Raw genomic sequence first — 15599 nt, 5'->3', positions numbered from 1 at the left:
GCAGCGAAGCAATCCAGAATGGTTGGCGGCAGTCTGGATTGCTTCGCTGCGCTCGCAATGACGAGGGGAGAGAGCTACACTCCCTCGTGAACGGGAGTGCAGTCCGATGTCGCAGCCATCATCTCTCATCTCCACCGAGCAACTCGCCGCGATCATCGGCCATCCCGACCTCCGCCTCTACGATTGCACGACCTACAACGAACCTGTCCCGCCGGGCAGCGACGTGCCGTATCGCGCCGTCCCCGGCGACAAGACCTTTGCCGCCGGCCACATCCCGGGCGCCGATTTCCTCGATTTGCAAGGCGAATTCTCCGACACCTCCGCACAGCAGTTTTTCATGATGCCTGACGTGGCCCAGCTTGAAACCGCCTTCGGCCGCCATGGGCTCGACGCCACGAAGACCATCGTGCTCTACAGCATCGGCACCATGATGTGGGCAACGCGATTCTGGTGGATGCTGCGCTCGCTTGGCGTCGATGCGCAGGTACTCGACGGTGGCTTCGACAAATGGAAGGACGAGGGGCGGGCGGTCGAGACTGGTGCTCCGGAGGGCTATCCAGCCACGGTTTTCAAAGCCGCGCCGCGCGCTGGCTTCTTCGTCGACAAGGCCTTTGTGAAGGCGCGGATCGGCGACCCCTCGACCGTTACCGTCAATGCCCTCGGACCGCAATTTCACGGAGGTCTCGAGCCGAGCCGTTACGGCCGGCCGGGTCGCGTCCCCGGCAGCGTCAACGTACCAGCTGCAACGCTCACCAATGCCGACAAGACGCTGACGACGCTTGCGGACGCCGAAGCCAAATTCACTGCGGTGGGCGTCACGCGCGATAAGAACGTGATCCTCTATTGCGGCGGCGGCATTTCCGCGACGATCGACCTGCTGATGCTGACGCAGCTCGGCTACGACAAGCTGATGCTGTACGATGCCTCGATGGGCGAATGGGCGAGGGACGCGGCGCTGCCGATCGAGACGGATGAGAGGTGAGAAAAAAGTCGGGAACCTTCGTCGCCACCCTGCATCCAATGTCTGGAACCAAGCTGAACGAGCAGGTGACCGCCATGCAACGGACCGCAGCCGGCCAGACAGCCGGCATCAGGGCATCGGAAGCCGAGCTGATCGACCGGGCGCGGGGCCGGGACGAGGCCGCGCTCCGCGAGATCATGCAGGCCAACAACCGCAGGCTCTACCGCCTTGCACGCCAGCCCCGTGCTGCTGCAAGGCGCGCGCTGCCGACAAGCTCACCGATCCGCAGATCGCCCATATCGCATACACCGCCGGGGTGATCGACATCAACGCGGCCAAGCAGGCGCAGAAGAAGGCCAAGAACAAGGACGTCAAGGCATTTGCGGATGACATGCTGCGCGACCACGAGGCGGTCAACAAGCAGGCGCTCGCGCTGGTCAAGAAGCTCAACGTCACACCTGAGGACAACGATACCAGCAAGGCGCTGTCGAAGCAGGCGAGCGACAAGCTGGCCGAGCTCGACAAGCTGAACGGCGCTGCCTTCGACGAGGCCTATGTCGCCAACGAGGTCGCCTACCACAAGACGGTCAATACCGCGCTGGAAACCCAGCTCATCCCGTCCGCCAGCAATGCCGAGCTGAAGAACCTGTTGCAGACCGGCCTGAAGATCTTCCAGGGCCATGAGCAACATGCCGAGCACGTCGCGGCCGAGCTGAAATAGGGAGCGTGCGATGAAGCCGGGACGCCTAGCTGTGATCGCGCTCGCGGTCGCTTTCCTGCCGATGTCAGTCCCGGCGCAAGCCGCGACCATCGAGATCACGATGGAAAATCTCGTGATCTCACCGGCCGAGGTTTCGGCGAGGATCGGCGACACCATTACCTGGATCAACAAGGATGTCTTGGCCCACACCGCGACTGCGACGAACGGCGATTTCGACGTCGCGCTGCCGCCAAAGAAGTCGGCGACGCTTCTCGTGAAGAAGGCGGGAACGGTCGATTATTACTGCCGCTATCACCCCAACATGAAAGCGACGCTCAAGATCGAGCCGTGATGAATGGCCCCGCCGGCGCGGCGAGGCATCTTCAAAGCGGCTTACTGCCTTGCGAGGCAGACCGAGAATTCGCCGTTGCGAATGCGCGCGGGAAAACCCTCGACGAATTTCGCCACCGCGTCCTCGCCATAGGTGCCGACGAGCTCGGCGAGTGCCGCAAACAGACTGGCCTGCGCCAGGCAGTCACCGTCGACGCCGTCATGGCGTGCTTCGGCCCAGGCCTCGTTGAGATAACTCAGTGCTGCCTGTTTCTGCTCATGATCGGGCAGCGGCGCACGGGCGGGGGCGTAGGAAATCGGCTGGCTCATGAAACTCGATCAGGCTGGGCGCGATCCACGGCGATGCGCTGTGCAAGAGGTGTAGCACGCGCATTAACGTCCGCTAGGCCACATCTTTAAGAACGGTTAACGGCTGTGAATAAAGTCGGTGACAGAGTTCCCGCAAACTCAGTTCGCGTAGCGGGCCGTGAGATCGCGCGAGATCTTCGAACCCTCCTCGATGGAACGGCGGATCGCGACCGTCGCGGCCGGCGTGCAGCTGCGATAGGTCTGTTGAAAGCCGTTGTAGCCGCGATTGAAGCCCGCGATCATGCGGGTGCGGCGCTCGCCGGAGGGGGTTTCGGCATCGATCAGCGCCTGCATCTCGCTGCGCCATTTGTTGCCCTCGTTGGTGCCGCAGATGCCGCGCAGATAGTGCAGGCCGCCGAGGATCTCGGCCAGCCGCTGCAAATCGCCGTCGAACGGTGCCGCCACGTCCTGGGCCCGGGTAGGCGCAGAGGCGCAGGCGAGGATCAGGGCAAGGATGGCCAGAAATCGCATCGACATCGGCGGGCTGTATGCCCCGTCGCGGCCGGGGAAGCAAGGCGAGCCGCGCTGGCGGTGCGCTGCCTCTCGGGCTTGCGGAGAGGTGTCGAAGCTCGTGGCTCGCTCAGAGGCCGATCAGCCTCGCAGCCGCCTGGATGATCTCCTCCAGGCCCCCGGTCATCTTGAGGTCGCCGAGGCTGCCCAGCGCATCCGGAGCGATCCACCTGAAATCGTCGAGCTCGTCGTTCAGGGCCGGTTCCCGGCCCACCCAGCGGGCGGCAAAGGACATGATCAGGTAGTGACCGGCGCCCGGAACGGCCGGCAAAACCTCGCGCCAGCCGGCCAGGCTGACGATCTCGATCTCGAGCCCGGTCTCCTCGTCGACCTCGCGGCTCAGGGCCTGGTACAGCGATTCGCCGAATTCGACGCGGCCGCCCGGCAGCGAATAGAACCCTTTGGCGGGCGAACGGGCCCGCCGGGTCAGCAGCACCTTGCCCTCGCGGAAAATCGCCGCGCTGACCGCGATCTGGGGATGGGTGGGCTGGGCGACCGGGGGCATCTTTTCAGCAACCCTGGCTAATTCGCCATGATGGTGTCGACGTCGGCTTCCGCGCCGCCATTGATGATGCCGCCGCAGGCCGCGATCAGCGGCTTGACCCAGAGGGTGGCCTGCTCCGCCAGCCGAACGCGGGTCGTGTCCTTCTCCACGTCGCGCATGGCGGAACCGACCGCAATCAGGATCGAGGTCATGGTGTCGGTGAGGTGGTCGAACTGGGCGCGCACGTTCGGATCGGCCTTCTCATAGGCTTCGATGGCCAGGTCCCGCGCCTTGAAGTTCGAGGCCGTGAAATGCTCGGCATAGGACAGCGGCGACCAGGTCAGAAAATCCTCAGCGCATTCCGGCATATCCGGGATCATCTCCAGGAGCATGACGGCTTCAATTGAAATGGTTGAGATAGTCGGTGGCAAGCCCGGTCCGCGGGTTGATGTTGGCCACGCGTAGTCGTTCGGCCCAGGCTTGCGCCTCGGAGGCCGTCTCTGCAGGCGTCCGCGCGGATTGCGAGGCCATTGAGCTCATCCGCCGCAGTGTTAACGTTCGGGGTTAAAAGGACCTGAACGGACCCTATATAGACGCCCTGAGATGTGTGGACGCTTCGTCATAACTTCGGCCCCCGCGGCTTTACGGCAACTGTTCGGGTACATCGAGCAGCCGAATTTCCCGCCCCGGTACAATGTCGCTCCGACGCAACCGATTCCGGTCGTGTTGCTCGAGAACGGCGCGCGCCATTTCCGCCTGATGCGCTGGGGCCTGTTGCCGAGCTGGGTCAAGGACCCCAAAGGCTTCACGCTGCTGATCAACGCCCGTTCCGAGACGGTGCTGGAGAAGCCTGCGTTCAAGAAGGCCATACGCAGGCGCCGTGGGCTGATCCCGGCCGATGGTTATTACGAATGGAAGTCTCTCGACGGCCGCAAGCAGCCGTTCTTCATCCATCGCGCGGACGGTGCGCCGCTCGGCTTCGCTGCGGTGTTCGAGACCTGGATCGGCCCGAACGGCGAGGAGCTCGACACGGTGGCGATCGTCACGGCGGCGGCAGGCGAGGATCTCGCCGCGTTGCATGACCGCGTGCCCGTGACGATCAGCCCGCGCGATTTCGAGCGCTGGCTCGACAGCCGGAGCGACGAGATCGGTCCGGTCCTGCCGCTGATGGCGTCACCACGTATCGGCGAATTCGCCTGGCACCCGGTCTCCTCCCGCGTCAATCGCGTCGCCAATGACGATGAGCAGCTGCTCTTGCCGATCAGCGCCGAGGAGATGGAAGCCGAGACGTCGAAACCGAAAAAGCCCGCGCGCAAGGCGGCAGGCGCGTTGCCGGAAGACGGGCAGGGGTCTTTGTTTTAGGCAGGCTGCCGGTGGGCAAAGACGCAACGCGCCATGCCCACCTTCTGTTCGATCAATGGTTCAAGCCGCCGCGACGGCCGATCCGAGCGCGGCGTTGCTGTACGCCTCGCCACCAATGCCCCAGCCGCCGTCGACGGCGTAGCTGACATTGGCGAAGATGTGCTCGCGCTTGATGCGACCCCCGGCGGCCCTCTCGATGATATCAGTTCCCTCGGAAATCCAGGCGTCCTTGAGCTCCTGCGTCGGCAGCACGAATGACGGCACCTTGAGTTCGAACACCGCGATGTCAGCGGGCTTGCCGCCGGAATAGGTGCGGCTCTTCGGCACCACGGTCACTTCGCCGATGACGTTCGGTGTCATGAAGCGGTTGCCGGCGAGGCCGTGCAGGCGCAGCAGCAGCTCGGTCAGCTTGGCGAATGCCTCGGCTTCTCCCGATGGCGTCAGCGTGCCTTCAGGTACGATGATTTGGATGGGCATTTGAAGTCTCCTGCTTTGCACCGTGAGATAACGGCCGTTATATGAAACATAACGATCGTTATATCGTCAAGCCTAATATAACGATCGCTATCGAGAGGTGATCGGCGATGGCGCGACCGAAGAAGAGCGAGGGTGACGCCCGCAGGCGGCTGGCGGATGCGGTCGGGCGCGGCTTTCGCACCGGCGGGTTTGGGGGCGCCGGCGTGGACGCGCTTGCGAAGGGGGCAGGGCTCACGTCGGGAGCATTTTACGCTCATTTCGAGTCGAAGGCGGATGCGTTCCGGCTCGCCGTGGCGGACGGGCTCGCGTTCCTGCGCGGCGGCATCGCCCAGTTTCAGGCCCAACACGGCAGCGGCTGGCGCGATCCGTTCATCGATTTCTATCTGGGTGCGCGGATGGAGGTCGGCCTGGACGAGGCCTGCGCGCTCCCAAGCTTTTCCTCCGACGTTGCGCGCTCGGACCCGGCAACGCGCGCCGTTTACCAGGGCGAGCTGGAGCGTCTCGTGGACCTCGTCGCGCAGGGCTTTCGCGGTGCCCATGCGCGTGAGCGGGCGCTGGCGCTGCTGGCGATCCTGACAGGCGCGGCCGATATGGCGCGTGCGGTGAAGGACGATGCCATCAGGCGCGAGATCCTTGCCGCGGCGAAGATCGCGGCGAAAGCGATCTAGTTCTCAGACGACCTCACGCTTCCGCAGATCGGCGATGCCAGCTGCATCAAACCCGAGCTCACCCAGCACCGCATCCGTATCCGCGCCAAGCTCCGGCGCCATCCGGTCGAGCTTGCCGCCGCCATGGGCGAGCTTGAACCCGCTGCCGGCAAAGCGCAGGCGGCCATAGGGTGTGTCGAGCTCCTGGATCGCGCCGCGCGCCTTGATCTGCGGATGATCGATGATCTCCTCGATCTTCCAGATGCTGGCGCAGGGCGCGCCGGCGTCCTCGAGAACCTTCTCCCACTCGCGTGCCGGCTTTGCCGCAAGTGCTTCCTCGATGATGGCGCGTAGCGCGGGCTCGTTCTCGTTGCGGGAAAACCAGTCGGCGAAGCGTGGATCGGCGAGCGTATCCTCGCGGCCCAGCGTGGACATCAGCACGCGGTACTGCTTCTCATTGTTGACGGCGAGCAGGATGTGACCGTCGCCGCATTTGAACAGGTTTGCGGTGGTCCGGCGGCTGACCGCCTGATTTCCCGAGAGTTGCTGCCGATGGCCGGCGACCGACCAGTCCGCGATTTGCCCCGAGAGAAATGCCATGGTTGCCTCCAGCATGGAGACGTCGATGAGCTGGCCCTTGCCGGTGCGGTCGCGCTGATAGAGCGCGCTCGACACCCCGAACGCGGCCGTCGCGCCCGAGAGCACGTCGCACACCGCAAAACCCGCGCGCGTCGGCCCCGTTTCGGGGTGACCGGTGATCGCCATGATGCCCGATAGCGCCTGCATCTTGCCGTCATAGCCCGGCCGCAATCGATCCGGGCCGGTCTGGCCAAAGCCCGAGACCGCGCAATAGATCAGTTTTGGATTGATCGCCGACAGCGCCTGATAGCCGATGCCGAGCTTGTCCATCACGCCCGGGCGGAAGTTTTCCATGACGACGTCGACCTGGGCAGCAAGCTTCGTCACGATCGCAATCGCGTCAGGTTTCTGCAGATCGAGCGTGAGGCTGCGCTTGTTGCCGTTGATGGCCTGGAACGCCGGCGCCAGCCCGCGCTCGGCCCATTCGCGTGAGAGCGGCGTCCGGCGCATGTCCTCGCCCTCGCGCCGCTCCACCTTGATGACATCGGCGCCCAGCAACGCGAGCTGATAGCTCGCATAGGGGCCGGCCAGAACTTGGGTGAAGTCCAGGATCTTCACGCCCTCGAACGGTCGCGTCACGTCTCTCTCCCGTTGTTTGTTGTTATTGGAGGACGTCAGGCGGCGCGGTTGCCGCGCGCGATCTCCTTCTGTTTGTCGAACTCGGCGCGACGGCGCGCCAGCTCCTCCGGCGAGAGCTGCGCGACATTGTTGTAGTCGAGCTTCCAGGAGGCATCCTCGCTCCAGCGCAGCGGCGACTGCATGGTCGTCTGCGGGCCGCTCGCGGTCTCCAACAGAGTGAGCGCCAGCTCCAGCGTCTGCGCCTGCGAGGGCACGTCATGCGGCTTGCCGGCAGAATTGCCGAGGGGGAAATCCGAGAACAGAAAGCGCGGGACGGCGGCGTGCTCGATGATGTCCTTGGCGCAGCCCATGATCACGGTCGGAATGCCATTGGCCTCCAGATGCCGCGCCACCAGCGCCGTGGTCTGATGGCAGACCGGGCAGTTCGGCACCAGCACGGCGGCGTCGACCTGGTCGGCAAGGCAGCGCGCCAAAATCTCCGGCGCATCGGTGTCGAGCGTGACGCGATGGCTGCGGTTGGTCGGCGCGCCGAAGAAGCGCGGCGCAACTTCGCCGATGCGACCCGCGGCGCCTGCGTTCAAGAGTTGCGGCAGCGGAAACCAGGTGCCGTTGTCGGTGGCCGTGGTGTGCTTGCGGTCGTAGCCGATATGCGAGATGCGCAGATCGTGCTGCTGCGACGTGTCGCCGTCATAGACCTGATAAAATTTCGCGCTGCCATTATACGCCGCGCCCGGTCCCTGGTCGCCCTTGGCGGGATCGTAGGGCGCCGCCGTGGTGATGATGGTGACGCGCGATTGCGCCAGCTTCTTCTTCAGCGGCTGGAACGGCGCTTCGGTGTAATGCGCCCAGCGATACGGCGTGGTGTAACCGATCGCGCCGTAATAATCCCGCGTGCGCTGCATATAGGGGACGGGGGAATCATGGTCGGGCGCAAAGCCGAATTCGTCGTCGCGCGGAGCGGACATGGGCGCGTCTCCAGGTTCTTGTTGAGGCCAGACTAGAGATAGTCGGTGGTTTGCTCAACAGGTGCCACGGGCGCGCAGGCCAGAATTGCCGTCCCGGTGGGGCTATCTGAAAATATGCAGCGCCGCGTATTGCAGCAGCATGATCGCCTTGGCGTCGATGATCCGGCCGTCGGCGATCATCGCGAGCGCCTCGTCGATACCGAGCTCCAGCACCTCGATATCCTCGCCCTCATGCGCGAGGCCGCCGCCGGCGCTGACGCGCATCGAGGGCTCGTATTCGGCGACGAAGAAATGCAGCTTCTCGGTGATGGCGCCGGGGCTCATGAACGCCTCGAACACCTTGTGGACGTCGTGCAGGCGATAACCGGTTTCCTCCTCGGCCTCGGCGCGGATGCGCACCTCGGGCGCGGCGTCGTCCAGCACGCCGGCGGCTGCCTCGATCAGCAGATCGTCGTAGCCCCGGAGGAAGGCGGGCAGGCGGAACTGGCGCACCAGGATCACGGTGCGGCCCGCGCGATTATAGGGCAGCACGGCGGCCGCATTGTCGCGCTCATAGGTCTCGCGGTGCTGCGTCTGCCATTCGCCATTGGCGCGGCGGTAGTCGAATGTCGTGGTCCTCAGCGGGGTCCAGCCGTCCGAGAGCACGCGGACGTCCTTGATGCGGACGCGGTCGGAAATGGTCATGACTTGATCTCAGTTGCTTGCAGTGGTCTCGCGGCCGTCGAGCCACTTCTGGAACATCACCGACGTCGATTCCTCGAAGCCGAGCGACTGGTAGAACGCATTGGCCTGCGCATTCTCGCGGCGCACGAGGAGCTGCAGCTTTGCGATGCCGGCTTGGCGCAGCCAGTCTTCGGCCGCCGCCATGACGGCGCGGCCATAACCGCGCTTGCGCCCATCAGGATCGACGGCGACGTAGTAGGCCCAGCCGCGATGTCCGTCATGGCCGACCATGACGGACGCGACGATCGCACCGGCGTCGCGGCCGATCAGCACGGTGGAGTTCTCGCGCCGCCGCGCCAGCGCGATGTCGGCATGCGGGTCGTTCCACGGCCGGGTCAGGCCGCAACGCTGCCACAGCGCAACGACGTTCTCGACATCGGCATCATTGATGGCGTCAATCGCAAGCATGCTCACAGCACCTTCCCCGGATTCATGATGCCGTGCGGATCGAGCATCGCCTTGATCGAGCGCATCAGCTCGATCGCGGTCTTGTCCTTGACCTCGGGCAGCTCGTCGCGTTTGAGTACGCCGATGCCGTGCTCGGCCGAGATCGAGCCGCCCATGCGCAGCACGATCGCGAACACGACGGCGTTCACCTCGTGCCAGCGCGCCAGATAATCCGCGGTGTCGGCGCCGATGGGCTGGCTGACATTGTAGTGCAGATTGCCGTCGCCGAGATGGCCGAACGGCACCGGCCGCGCGCCCGGGATCAGCTTGACCACGGCGGCGTTCGCCTCCGCGATGAATTCGGGCACGGCGGCTACGGGAACGGAGATGTCGTGCTTGATCGAGCCGCCCTCCGGCTTCTGTGCCGCCGACATCTCTTCACGCAGCTTCCAGAAGGCGTTGCGCTGGGTCAGGTTGGCCGCGATCACGGCGTCGTCGACGATCTCGTCTTCCATGGCGCGGGTGAGGATCGTCTCCAGCGGCGTGCGCGCGTCGTCGCCGGGCGATGACAATTCCATCAGCACGTACCACGGATGCTTGTCAGCGAGGGGATCGCGCACGTCGATGCCGTGGCGAACGGAGAAGTCCACCGCCATCTGCGACAGCAGCTCGAAGCTCGTCAGTGCGTTCGCAGCCTCGCCTTGCGCGATGGTCAGCAGTTTCAGCGCCGCCGCTGGCGACTTCAGCCCGACATAGGCGGTCTCGACCGCCCGCGGCTTCGGAAACAGCTTCAATGTTGCCGCAGTGATGATGCCGAGCGTGCCTTCCGCGCCGATGAACAGATTGTGCAGATTGTAGCCGGTGTTGTCCTTCTTCAGCTTCGACAGCACGTTGAGCACGCGGCCGTCGGCGAGCACCACTTCCAGCCCCAGCGCCATCTCGCGCGCGACGCCATAGGCGAGCGCGGCGGTGCCGCCGGCATTGGTCGAGAGATTGCCGCCGATGGTGCAGCTGCCTTCCGCGCCGAGCGACAGCGGAAACAGCCGGTCGGCGTCGGATGCCTTCGCTTGCGCGATCTGCAGCACCACGCCGGCTTCGACCGTCATGGTGTTGGAGGCGGTGTCGACCTCGCGGATCTTGTCCAGGCGCCGCAGCGACACCACCACCTCGCCATTGTGCGGCGTCTGCCCGCCGACGAGCCCGGTGTTGCCACCCTGCGGCACCAGCGCGATTTTGTGCTGCGAGGCGAGCTTGCAGATCGCGGACACTTCCGCCGTCGAGCCCGGGCGCAGCACCAGGGGGGAGCGGCCGTGGAACAGATTGCGCTCCTCGGTGACGTAAGCCTCGATGTCGGCGGCGTCGGTGATCGCGTGGCGATCGCCAACGATCTCGCGGAATTGGTCGATCAGTTCGGGCGCAAGCGGCGGAATGGCGGATTGATTGATGTTCATCGTCTCGTCTCTGCTTCTTATCTCGCCACCGCGGCCCGGCGCAGCCGGTCATTGATCGCTTCACCCAGGCCTTCTTCGGGGATCGTCATCACCGCGATCGCTCGCGGTGCTTTCGCATCAAGCGCTCGAAGATAGCCGAACAGATTGGCCGCGGCCTCATCGAGGTCAGCCGTGGGGGACAAATTCATGACAGCGGCGGTCGCCTCCTGGCCAGGCAGGCGATCAGGCCCGAACGCCAGCAGCGCTTCATCGGCGGCAACGTCCCGCGCATCGAGCCGCACATGGGCGCGCGGCGCGTAATGCGAAGCCATCATGCCCGGCGCCAGCGGCTGGCTGTCGTCGCTCTCGGTCTCTACGGCCGCTCGCGCCAAGGGCATGCCCAGCACGGCCTCGACCCGCTCCCGCGATAGCCCCCCGGGCCGCAGCAGCATCGGCGCCTCGAAGCATCCGACGATGGTCGATTCCACGCCCACCGTAACGGGCCCGCCGTCGATGATCAGGTCGATCCGCCCGCCAAGGTCGCTCGCGACATGCGCGGCCAGCGTCGGCGAGACGTGGCCGGAGATATTGGCGGAGGGCGCCACCACCGCGCCGCCAAAGGCGCGAAGGATCGCTTCCGCCACGGGGTGGGCGGGCATGCGGATCGCGACCGTGTCCAGGCCCGCCGTGGCGAGATCGGAGACCGGACAATCGTCGGCCTTCGGCACCACCAGCGTCAACGGCCCCGGCCAGAACGCTTGCGCAAGCTGCAACGCGCGCGCGTCGAACCGCCCGATCCGCCGTGCCGCGGCGAGATCTGCGACGTGGGCGATCAGCGGATTGAAGGCTGGCCGGCCCTTGGCGGCATAGAGATGGGCGATCGCGGTCGCGTTCGCCGCGTCCGCGCCGAGCCCGTAGACGGTCTCGGTCGGAAACGCGACCAGCCCGCCGGCAGCCAAAGTCCGGGCGGCGGCTTCCGCGCCGGCTTGGCCGGCCGGCAAAATCGACGTTTCAAGACCGGTTTTCACAGGGACAAAATTCCTCATAACGGCCGCTTGCGGTGCGCCAAACCCGACGCTATAAGCCGGCCTCTTGTCGGAGTGTGGCTCAGCCCGGTAGAGCACTGCGTTCGGGACGCAGGGGTCGCAGGTTCGAATCCTGCCACTCCGACCATCATTTCAATGGCTTGCCCAGCCTCGCGCGAGGACCGGACCGCGCTCTTCTGCCCCATTTGCTCGCAAAATGCACGCACCGTCTTGCTGTCGCGGGAAGCAGCCATGTCGCCGTGTCGGTGCTGGGCAACGGCGACCATTCTTTCCTCCCCTTCCAGCCCGGCTTGATCGTGTCGGGCTTCTCCAAGGTCCCGCTTTTTGGTGTGCCTGTTGACCTCACGCACGTTGGCTCGACCGCGCCGATGGCGTTGCTCATGTAGTCCGGCGCGTAGGGAGGTTGCGCATCGCCGTCTTGGAATTCTTGGTTTGGATTCGGCCGCGAGGATTCAAACGAAATTGCACGAAAGATTCGGTCTCCAGATCTTCCGCCGAATCGACTCTGCTGCTGGTGTTATGATACCTAAGGGGTCGTTGGTTTGGTGAGCAGGCGCCCGAGAAGCGAGCGCAGTCCCGGTGCGCCGAAGCCCGGGCGCCCAGGGATTACGGATTGGGCCACGGCAGCTTGATCCCGTACGTCATCAATTGCGATCTCTGCTTGATAAGGACATCGAGAAGGCGACGCTTAGAGCCTTGGCCCGTGTGCCGGGCTACTCTTTCCAAAGCGCTTCGCTGCCGAAGGAGCCAATCGTTCGAAGTTGGATCTGCGCTCTCGAAAACATCGAGCGCATCGAGGACGACGCGGACGAACCACGTCGAATACGTGAGGCAACTGCGTTCAGTGCCCGTTGCACGCGCATCGCGACCTTGCTCCAGCACTTTCTCGAAACGGGGGAAGATACCGCCTTCCTTGCCCATGTTCAGCGCAGTGAAGACCCGCACCGCGTCGTCGCTGCGATAAACGAGGATATCGATCTTGCGCCTGGCGATCTGACGAGGGGCGCGAGACCGCACAGGCATCAGCGCGCCGCCGACGGCAAACTTGGCCGACCGCCGCTCAAACCACAGGCCGCAAAGGATATCACGCGCTGGCTTGGTGTCGGAGCCGGTCACCTGGTCCCGTGTATGAACGCTTGCATCTCCTCGAGCGTCAGCTTGCCATCCTTGTTGCTGTCCATCGCCTTGAAAAGTCGTTCGTGAGCTGCCTGAAATTCTTGCAGTGAGATGGTCCCATCGCCATCGGCGTCCATCAGAGCGAACATCATACGCATCATAAAAGGTGGTCCCATCGCGCTCCCACCCATCATGCCGCGCCCCATCACGCGTCCCTCCATCATTCCGTGCCCCATCATGCTGCCTTGCCCCATCGTGCTCGCGCCTTCATGGCCGGTGGGCTGGGATTGCATTTGTGGCTGATCTGGCTGGGGCGTCATTCGGTCCTGTGCAGTCGCGCCGACCACGCTGCACGTCAGGATGAGAGCGGATATTGTGAGCCTTGGAATGCGCGTGTACATTTCGAACCTCCTCCGAAACGTGTCGCCTGCCTCATTAAGTTCGGCACGAGTGATATTGATCCTCATCCCGGCTTTCGCTTACGCAGCCCTCGCACACTACGACGTGTGCGGGACCGCTGCATTGATCCCCCTCAATGCCAAGGCAGCCTAACGGGCGATGATATGGAGGCCTCGCAGGCCTTACGAGCAAGGAAATCCGCTATGGGAGAGCCGCGCAACCGGGTTGTTCGGGTCAGGTGCCGTCACCGCGGACAAGGCATTGTCTTCATTTCTGCGGCCGCTTCACCCGAGGCTCGCATTGAATCATCGGAATTTGATCTGAATCATGGAGTTTGGTCCGCCAACGCTTAAAGCGTGGGCGAGCCTTGTCAGACAAGGGGCATTTCAACGGGAAGAACTCCAGGGATCATTGATGTGAGCAACCTTGCAAGGATTGAACGCGACCCGAACTACCAGGAGCTTGTGCGCCGGCGTTCGTCGCTGGGCTGGACGCTGTCGGTGATCATGCTGGTCATCTATTTCGGCTTCATCCTGCTGGTAGCCTACGCTCCCAAAGTGTTGGGCATTCCACTCGGCAGCGGCGTGACAACCATCGGAATCCCCATAGGCTTGTCCGTCATCGTGCTCGCCTTCGTGCTGACGGGCATTTACGTGCGTCAGGCGAATTCCAGCTACGATGTACTGATCCGCAAGATTGTTGAGGAGAACCGCTCATGAAGAAGTTCTCGTCGGTGCTGGTGATCCTATTCACAAGCATCCCCACGCTCGCGCTTGCCGCTGGCACCATCGAGGGTGGCTCCAGGCAGCCGACCAACTGGTCAGCGATCGGCATGTTCGTCGGGTTCGTCGCGCTCACGCTTGCAATCACCTATTGGGCCGCAAAACGGACCGCGTCGGCTGCGGACTTCTACTCGGCCGGCGGCGGAATTACCGGGTTCCAGAATGGTCTTGCAATTGCCGGCGACTATATGTCGGCGGCTTCATTCCTCGGTATCTCCGGCCTCGTCTACACCTCCGGCTACGACGGCTTGATCTACTCGGTCGGCTGGCTCGTGGGCTGGCCGATCGTCACGTTTCTGATCGCCGAGCAGCTGCGCAATCTCGGCAAGTTCACCTTTGCCGACGTCACGTCGTTTCGGCTGGGGCAGACCGACATCCGTATCCTGGCGGCGTGCGGCTCGCTGGTGACCGTCGCGTTCTACTTGATTGCCCAGATGGTCGGAGCCGGCAAGCTCATCCAGCTGTTGTTCGGTCTGGATTACTGGATCGCAGTCGTACTGGTCGGCGGCCTGATGATGATCTACGTGACCTTCGGAGGGATGAAGGCGACAACCTGGGTGCAGATCGTCAAGGCCGCATTGCTGCTCTCGGGCGCAACCTTCATGGCCGGAGCTGTCCTCTACAAGTACGGGTTCAGTCCCGAAAGCCTGTTCACCAAGGCAACCGAGGTGCACCCCAAGAAGCTCGCAATCATGGAGCCAGGCAGCCTTATTTCGAACCCGCTGTCGGCAATCTCGCTCGGCCTGGCGCTGATGTTCGGGACGGCCGGCCTGCCGCACATCCTGATGCGCTTCTTCACCGTGAAGGACGCTCAGGCGGCCCGTAAGTCGGTGTTCTACGCCACAGGCCTTATCGGATATTTCTACATCCTGACCTTCATCATCGGCTTTGGCGCGATCACGCTGGTTTCGACCGACGCGATGTTCCTGGACGGGACCATTCTGGAAAAGACCAAGAGCGGCATCGCGGCGATCAGGGGCGGCTCCAACATGGCCGCCATCCATCTCGCCAGCGCGGTCGGCGGCAATCTGTTTCTGGGCTTTATCTCGGCCGTCGCCTTCGCCACGATCCTAGCCGTCGTGTCGGGATTGGCCCTGGCCGGGGCATCGTCCATCAGCCATGACCTCTACGGCATGGTGATCAAGGGCGGGACCGCCAATGAGCAGGACGAGATCCGTGTCTCGAAGATCGCGACACTGGTTCTGGGCGTGTTGGCCATCTTCCTCGGCATCGTATTCGAGAATCAGAATGTAGCCTTCATGGTTGGCCTCGCTTTCGCCATCGCGGCGTCCTGCAATTTCCCCGTGCTGGTGATGTCGATTTTCTGGAGGGGCCTGACGACGCGGGGAGCGCTGGTCGGCGGCTTCCTGGGTCTCGTCAGCGCAGTCGTCGGGGTCATTCTCTCGCCGGCCGTCTGGGAGGTCACGCTGGGCTTCGCCAAGGGGTCCGCGCCTGTCAAGCTGGACAATCCGGCCTTGTTCTCGATGGCGCTGGCGTTTGCGGGTATCTGGCTGGTCTCCATTCTGGATCGCAGCAAGCGGGCCGCGCTCGACCGCGACGGTTTTGATGCACAATATGTTCGGTCGCAGACCGGTATCGGAGCTGCCTCGGCGACTACTCACTGAATAAGGCCGGCTGGACGGCGCTTGGCGCCGGCCGGGTCACCGGACGGCCGGTGCCATCTTTCGATGGT

General features: G+C 64.0%; 18 protein-coding genes, 1 tRNA gene and 3 pseudogenes. 9 read left to right on the top strand and 13 right to left on the bottom strand.

All coding sequences use genetic code 11. The annotated features are described in order from the left end of the window. The first annotated feature begins 106 nt into the window (after nt 1-106). From ACVWZ4_RS02530 to ACVWZ4_RS02515, 4 genes and pseudogenes are all read left to right on the top strand, one after another. On the top strand, nt 107-982 hold the full coding sequence (locus ACVWZ4_RS02530; protein ID WP_456737902.1) for a sulfurtransferase: 876 nt from the start codon (nt 107-109) through the stop codon (nt 980-982). Between the two features lie 74 nt (nt 983-1056). Next, a pseudogene (locus ACVWZ4_RS02525) lies at nt 1057-1197 on the top strand (RNA polymerase sigma factor); the annotation flags it as partial. Further along, a pseudogene (locus ACVWZ4_RS02520) lies at nt 1190-1682 on the top strand (DUF4142 domain-containing protein). The pseudogenes ACVWZ4_RS02525 and ACVWZ4_RS02520, both read left to right, overlap by 8 nt. 10 nt (nt 1683-1692) lie before the next feature. Further along, the gene (locus ACVWZ4_RS02515; protein ID WP_456737905.1) at nt 1693-2013 is read left to right on the top strand and encodes a cupredoxin domain-containing protein; all 321 of its coding nucleotides are present in this window, start codon (nt 1693-1695) and stop codon (nt 2011-2013) included. A gap of 41 nt (nt 2014-2054) precedes the next feature. Here ACVWZ4_RS02515 and ACVWZ4_RS02510 read toward each other — a convergent pair whose 3' ends face one another. From ACVWZ4_RS02510 to ACVWZ4_RS02495, 4 genes and pseudogenes are all read right to left on the bottom strand, one after another. Then, nucleotides 2055-2321, bottom strand: coding sequence for a hypothetical protein (locus ACVWZ4_RS02510; protein WP_092227477.1), 267 nt, complete (start codon nt 2319-2321; stop codon nt 2055-2057). Nucleotides 2322-2459: 138 nt separating this feature from the next. Then, nucleotides 2460-2837 carry a TIGR02301 family protein gene (locus tag ACVWZ4_RS02505; protein ID WP_456702135.1) on the bottom strand — a complete coding sequence of 126 codons (378 nt, stop codon included), beginning with the start codon at nt 2835-2837 and terminating at the stop codon, nt 2460-2462. A 103-nt stretch (nt 2838-2940) separates the two neighbouring features. Next, a complete protein-coding gene (locus ACVWZ4_RS02500; RefSeq protein WP_456739781.1) occupies nt 2941-3375 on the bottom strand; it encodes an NUDIX hydrolase in 435 nt (144 codons plus the stop codon). A gap of 17 nt (nt 3376-3392) precedes the next feature. Continuing rightward, a pseudogene (locus tag ACVWZ4_RS02495) lies at nt 3393-3894 on the bottom strand (hypothetical protein). Between the two features lie 63 nt (nt 3895-3957). Here ACVWZ4_RS02495 and ACVWZ4_RS02490 point away from each other — a divergent pair. Continuing rightward, nucleotides 3958-4716 (top strand): SOS response-associated peptidase, encoded by a 759-nt coding sequence (locus ACVWZ4_RS02490; protein ID WP_456702138.1) that lies wholly within the window; start codon nt 3958-3960, stop codon nt 4714-4716. 60 nt (nt 4717-4776) lie between these two features. Here the strand turns inward: ACVWZ4_RS02490 and ACVWZ4_RS02485 are convergent, their stop codons facing one another. Then, on the bottom strand, nt 4777-5193 hold the full coding sequence (locus tag ACVWZ4_RS02485; RefSeq protein WP_456737908.1) for a Tautomerase enzyme: 417 nt from the start codon (nt 5191-5193) through the stop codon (nt 4777-4779). Nucleotides 5194-5300: 107 nt separating this feature from the next. On the opposite strand from ACVWZ4_RS02485, the gene ACVWZ4_RS02480 reads away from it, so the two are divergent. Continuing rightward, nucleotides 5301-5861, top strand: a complete 561-nt coding sequence (locus ACVWZ4_RS02480; protein ID WP_456739780.1) for a TetR family transcriptional regulator — start codon at nt 5301-5303, stop codon at nt 5859-5861. Nucleotides 5862-5864: 3 nt separating this feature from the next. Here the strand turns inward: ACVWZ4_RS02480 and ACVWZ4_RS02475 are convergent, their stop codons facing one another. From ACVWZ4_RS02475 to ACVWZ4_RS02450, 6 genes are all read right to left on the bottom strand, one after another. Continuing rightward, nucleotides 5865-7058 carry a CaiB/BaiF CoA transferase family protein gene (locus ACVWZ4_RS02475; protein WP_456737910.1) on the bottom strand — a complete coding sequence of 398 codons (1194 nt, stop codon included), beginning with the start codon at nt 7056-7058 and terminating at the stop codon, nt 5865-5867. A 35-nt stretch (nt 7059-7093) separates the two neighbouring features. After that, a complete protein-coding gene (locus ACVWZ4_RS02470; RefSeq protein WP_456739779.1) occupies nt 7094-8023 on the bottom strand; it encodes a glycine reductase in 930 nt (309 codons plus the stop codon). Between the two features lie 102 nt (nt 8024-8125). After that, nucleotides 8126-8707, bottom strand: coding sequence for an NUDIX domain-containing protein (locus ACVWZ4_RS02465; RefSeq protein WP_456702143.1), 582 nt, complete (start codon nt 8705-8707; stop codon nt 8126-8128). 9 nt (nt 8708-8716) lie between these two features. Then, nucleotides 8717-9154 carry a GNAT family acetyltransferase gene (locus ACVWZ4_RS02460; RefSeq protein WP_456702144.1) on the bottom strand — a complete coding sequence of 146 codons (438 nt, stop codon included), beginning with the start codon at nt 9152-9154 and terminating at the stop codon, nt 8717-8719. A 2-nt stretch (nt 9155-9156) separates the two neighbouring features. Further along, nucleotides 9157-10584 carry an FAD-binding oxidoreductase gene (locus ACVWZ4_RS02455; protein WP_456739778.1) on the bottom strand — a complete coding sequence of 476 codons (1428 nt, stop codon included), beginning with the start codon at nt 10582-10584 and terminating at the stop codon, nt 9157-9159. Nucleotides 10585-10601: 17 nt separating this feature from the next. After that, nucleotides 10602-11591 (bottom strand): L-threonylcarbamoyladenylate synthase, encoded by a 990-nt coding sequence (locus tag ACVWZ4_RS02450; protein ID WP_456789959.1) that lies wholly within the window; start codon nt 11589-11591, stop codon nt 10602-10604. Nucleotides 11592-11659: 68 nt separating this feature from the next. On the opposite strand from ACVWZ4_RS02450, the gene ACVWZ4_RS02445 reads away from it, so the two are divergent. Continuing rightward, nucleotides 11660-11736: transfer RNA gene (locus ACVWZ4_RS02445), tRNA-Pro, on the top strand. 479 nt (nt 11737-12215) lie between these two features. On the opposite strand, the gene ACVWZ4_RS02440 is transcribed toward ACVWZ4_RS02445, so the two are convergent. Further along, entirely contained in the window at nt 12216-12725 is a 510-nt protein-coding gene (locus tag ACVWZ4_RS02440) for a hypothetical protein (protein WP_456739776.1), read from the bottom strand. Then, nucleotides 12722-13126, bottom strand: a complete 405-nt coding sequence (locus tag ACVWZ4_RS02435; protein WP_456739775.1) for an EF-hand domain-containing protein — start codon at nt 13124-13126, stop codon at nt 12722-12724. The genes ACVWZ4_RS02440 and ACVWZ4_RS02435 overlap by 4 nt, the downstream gene beginning before the upstream one ends. 414 nt (nt 13127-13540) lie before the next feature. On the opposite strand from ACVWZ4_RS02435, the gene ACVWZ4_RS02430 reads away from it, so the two are divergent. Next, nucleotides 13541-13843, top strand: a complete 303-nt coding sequence (locus ACVWZ4_RS02430) for a DUF485 domain-containing protein (protein ID WP_456702190.1) — start codon at nt 13541-13543, stop codon at nt 13841-13843. Then, entirely contained in the window at nt 13840-15531 is a 1692-nt protein-coding gene (locus ACVWZ4_RS02425) for a cation acetate symporter (protein WP_456702191.1), read from the top strand. Before ACVWZ4_RS02430 ends, ACVWZ4_RS02425 begins: the two co-directional genes overlap by 4 nt. Nucleotides 15532-15599 lie beyond the last annotated feature (68 nt).

The organism is Bradyrhizobium sp. USDA 4472 (genome assembly GCF_054058595.1).
This window is presented reverse-complemented; position numbering and strand designations above follow the sequence as displayed.

Bases quoted from the DNA above. Each gene is read 5' to 3' on its own strand.
- ACVWZ4_RS02490 (WP_456702138.1), top strand. From the start codon at position 3,958: ATGTGTGGACGCTTCGTCATAACTTCGGCCCCCGCGGCTTTACGGCAA.
- ACVWZ4_RS02510 (WP_092227477.1), bottom strand. From the start codon at position 2,321: ATGAGCCAGCCGATTTCCTACGCCCCCGCCCGTGCGCCGCTGCCCGAT.
- ACVWZ4_RS02515 (WP_456737905.1), top strand. From the start codon at position 1,693: ATGAAGCCGGGACGCCTAGCTGTGATCGCGCTCGCGGTCGCTTTCCTG.
- ACVWZ4_RS02485 (WP_456737908.1), bottom strand. From the start codon at position 5,193: ATGCCCATCCAAATCATCGTACCTGAAGGCACGCTGACGCCATCGGGA.
- ACVWZ4_RS02470 (WP_456739779.1), bottom strand. From the start codon at position 8,023: ATGTCCGCTCCGCGCGACGACGAATTCGGCTTTGCGCCCGACCATGAT.
- ACVWZ4_RS02505 (WP_456702135.1), bottom strand. From the start codon at position 2,837: ATGTCGATGCGATTTCTGGCCATCCTTGCCCTGATCCTCGCCTGCGCC.
- ACVWZ4_RS02530 (WP_456737902.1), top strand. From the start codon at position 107: ATGTCGCAGCCATCATCTCTCATCTCCACCGAGCAACTCGCCGCGATC.
- ACVWZ4_RS02500 (WP_456739781.1), bottom strand. From the start codon at position 3,375: ATGCCCCCGGTCGCCCAGCCCACCCATCCCCAGATCGCGGTCAGCGCG.
- ACVWZ4_RS02425 (WP_456702191.1), top strand. From the start codon at position 13,840: ATGAAGAAGTTCTCGTCGGTGCTGGTGATCCTATTCACAAGCATCCCC.
- ACVWZ4_RS02465 (WP_456702143.1), bottom strand. From the start codon at position 8,707: ATGACCATTTCCGACCGCGTCCGCATCAAGGACGTCCGCGTGCTCTCG.
- ACVWZ4_RS02455 (WP_456739778.1), bottom strand. From the start codon at position 10,584: ATGAACATCAATCAATCCGCCATTCCGCCGCTTGCGCCCGAACTGATC.
- ACVWZ4_RS02480 (WP_456739780.1), top strand. From the start codon at position 5,301: ATGGCGCGACCGAAGAAGAGCGAGGGTGACGCCCGCAGGCGGCTGGCG.
- ACVWZ4_RS02435 (WP_456739775.1), bottom strand. From the start codon at position 13,126: ATGTACACGCGCATTCCAAGGCTCACAATATCCGCTCTCATCCTGACG.
- ACVWZ4_RS02460 (WP_456702144.1), bottom strand. From the start codon at position 9,154: ATGCTTGCGATTGACGCCATCAATGATGCCGATGTCGAGAACGTCGTT.